The organism is Cupriavidus sp. R6-3 (genome assembly GCF_059772245.1).
In genome coordinates, this window is the sequence record NZ_JCBAJO010000387.1 from 1 (window position 1) to 2,743 (window position 2,743).

3 protein-coding genes are annotated in these 2,743 nt (G+C 67.5%); 2 read left to right on the top strand and 1 reads right to left on the bottom strand.

Features of this window, described 5'->3' with window-relative positions; all coding sequences use genetic code 11:
- Positions 1-38 precede the first annotated feature (38 nt).
- Complete coding sequence (locus tag AC6EI8_RS25870) at positions 39-1,082, bottom strand: rod shape-determining protein (protein WP_023264573.1); 1,044 nt, start codon at positions 1,080-1,082, stop codon at positions 39-41.
- Positions 1,083-1,815: 733 nt separating this feature from the next.
- Between AC6EI8_RS25870 and gatC the strand changes: the two genes are divergently transcribed.
- Positions 1,816-2,115, top strand: coding sequence for an Asp-tRNA(Asn)/Glu-tRNA(Gln) amidotransferase subunit GatC (gatC, locus tag AC6EI8_RS25875; RefSeq protein WP_149317339.1), 300 nt, complete (start codon positions 1,816-1,818; stop codon positions 2,113-2,115).
- 174 nt (positions 2,116-2,289) lie between these two features.
- Positions 2,290-2,743 (top strand): amidase family protein (locus tag AC6EI8_RS25880; RefSeq protein WP_498383310.1); only part of this gene is annotated, 454 nt, incomplete at its 3' end.

Below are 2,743 nucleotides of genomic sequence, written 5' to 3' on the forward strand. Positions count from 1 at the left end.
GCGCTTCGCCACGGGAACGATCCTTTTGCCGGACCGGCTTACTCGTAGGCGAAGATGCTGCCGAGCTTGTCCATGCGCTCCAGGGCCATGCCCGAGCCGCGCACCACGCAGGTCAACGGATCCTCGGCCACCAGCACCGGCAGGCCGGTTTCCTCGGCCAGCAGGCGGTCCAGGTCGCGCAGCAGCGCGCCGCCGCCGGTCAGCGTGATGCCGCGCTCGGCGATGTCGGCGCCCAGTTCCGGCGGGGTCTGCTCCAGGCCGATCTTCACGGTGGAGACGATCTGGTTCAGCGGATCGGTCAGCGCTTCCAGGATCTCGTTGGACGAGACCGTGAACGCGCGCGGGATGCCCTCGGACAGGTTGCGGCCCTTGACCTCCATCTCGCGCACTTCCGAACCCGGGAAGGCCGAGCCGATTTCCTTCTTGATCGCTTCGGCGGTCTGCTCGCCGATCAGCATGCCGTAGTTGCGGCGGATGTAGTTGACGATGGCCTCGTCGAACTTGTCGCCGCCGACGCGCACCGAGCCCTTGTAGACCATGCCGCCCAGCGAGATGATGCCGACCTCGGTGGTGCCGCCGCCGATATCGACGACCATCGAGCCCGACGGCTCCGACACCGGCAGGCCGGCGCCGATCGCGGCGGCCATCGGTTCCTCGATCAGGTAGACCTGCGAGGCGCCGGCGCCCAGCGCCGACTCGCGGATCGCGCGGCGCTCGACCTGGGTCGAACCGCACGGCACGCAGATGATGATGCGCGGCGACGGACGCAGCAGCTTGCTGTCGTGCACCATCTTGATGAACTGCTTGAGCATCTGCTCGGTGACGGTGAAGTCGGCGATCACGCCGTCCTTCATCGGGCGGATCGCCTCGATGTTGCCCGGCACCTTGCCCAGCATCTGCTTGGCTTCCTTGCCGACTGCCTGAATGGTCTTCTTGGCGTTCGGGCCGCCGCCCAGGTGGATCGCGACCACCGACGGTTCGTCCAGCACGATGCCCTTGTCACGCATGTAGATCAGCGTGTTGGCGGTGCCGAGGTCGATCGCGAGATCGTTGGAAAAGTAGCTGCGGAGAAATCCGAACATCAGGAGTCCTGTTTTCTGGTGGGTTCGCAGGTATGCGAAGCGGCCGGCGCCAGTCCTTGGCGCCGGCCGCGATATTCATATGTCTTCGATGGAAACGGCGCGCGTCCTTCCGCGCATCCACGGTCCCGCCCATGCCGTTGCGGTGCGCCAGGCGAACCGCGACAGTCCTGAGGGATTTCGCCCGCCGGGCCGGCGGAACGCATTCCCACGGGAACCTTTGATTAGACGGCGCCAGAAAGTTCGCCAAACTTCATTTGGCGGATGGCCGGACGGCGGTCCGGGCGCCACAGACCCGGCACCCACACGGGGGCAGCGGCGAGTCGGTCTAATCGGAGGATCCTGGTCCGGGCCCCGCGGGCAGTCGGGTCCGGCGTCCTTCAGCGGCCGGACGCTGGGTCCAAGCGGCGAAGGCGCCGCCAGGGGCGGCGGCAAAACGGAATGATACCTTATAATTCCGCGTGTTTCGGCGGCAAATTGCCCTGAAAAAACCTGTAATTCTGACGATTGTGGGGCGTCGCGCGCGGCACTTTCCCCAGGCCGATGTCGACGCGGCAACGGCCCGGCAATGGCCCGGCAACTGCCCGACAGCGGTCCGGACGCGGCGCCGCCCAGGGCACGCCCGCCTGGCCCGGTCCGGCGCTCCCGACGCTGTCCGCACGGTCGTCCTTCTCCCGGTTTCGTTCCGGCCTTGCGCCGGACTGCCGGGCCCTCTGGAATTCCTCGCACCCACGCCATGGCACTCGAGCTAACCGACGTCAAGCGCATCGCCCATCTTGCCCGCATCGACATCAGCGATGAAGAAGCCGGCCAGACGCTCGGGCAACTGAATCAATTCTTCTCGCTGGTCGAGCAGATGCAGGCGGTGGACACCAGCGGCGTCGCGCCGCTGGCGCATCCGCTGTCGGCGGTCCGCGAGATGCAGCAGCGCCTGCGCGACGACGTCGTCACCGAGCCGAACCGGCGCGATGACTACCAGCGTCCCGCGCCGGCCACCGAGGCCGGCCTGTATCTGGTGCCGAAGGTGATCGAATAACGTTCCCGATAACGGCCCCGATAAGGTCCCGATAACGGTCCCGCACCCGGCTCGCCGACGTCGCCCGAAATTTCCGTATCGACGTACCGATACGCCAAGGTGGCATCTCCCGAATCGATCCGCCGGCGGCGTCCATGCCCCGCCGGCCGTTCTCCGAAGCTTTTCCGACACTCCATGTCTTCTTCCGCTTCCTCCTTCCCGGTCGGCTCGACCGTGACCTCGCTGCGCCAGATCGCCGACGCGCTCGCCGCCGGCGCGGTGTCGGCCGAAGAACTGGCGCGTGACTATCTGGCCCGCATCGAGCAGGCCGGCGCGCTGAACGCCTATGTCCATGTCGACGCCGAACTGACGCTGGCCCAGGCCCGCGCCGCCGACGAACGCCGCGCGCGCGGCGAGGCCGGTCCGCTGACCGGCGTGCCGATCGCCCACAAGGACGTGTTCGTCACGCGCGGCTGGCGCTCGACCGCCGGCTCGCGCATGCTGGCGGACTACGAGAGCCCGTTCGACGCCACCGTGGTCGAGCGGCTGGCCGCCGCCGGCATGGTGACGCTGGGCAAGACCAATATGGACGAATTCGCGATGGGCTCGTCCAACGAGAACTCGCACTTCGGCCCGGTGCGCAACCCGT

Bases quoted from the DNA above. Each gene is read 5' to 3' on its own strand.
- AC6EI8_RS25870 (WP_023264573.1), bottom strand. From the start codon at position 1,082: ATGTTCGGATTTCTCCGCAGCTACTTTTCCAACGATCTCGCGATCGAC.
- gatC (WP_149317339.1), top strand. From the start codon at position 1,816: ATGGCACTCGAGCTAACCGACGTCAAGCGCATCGCCCATCTTGCCCGC.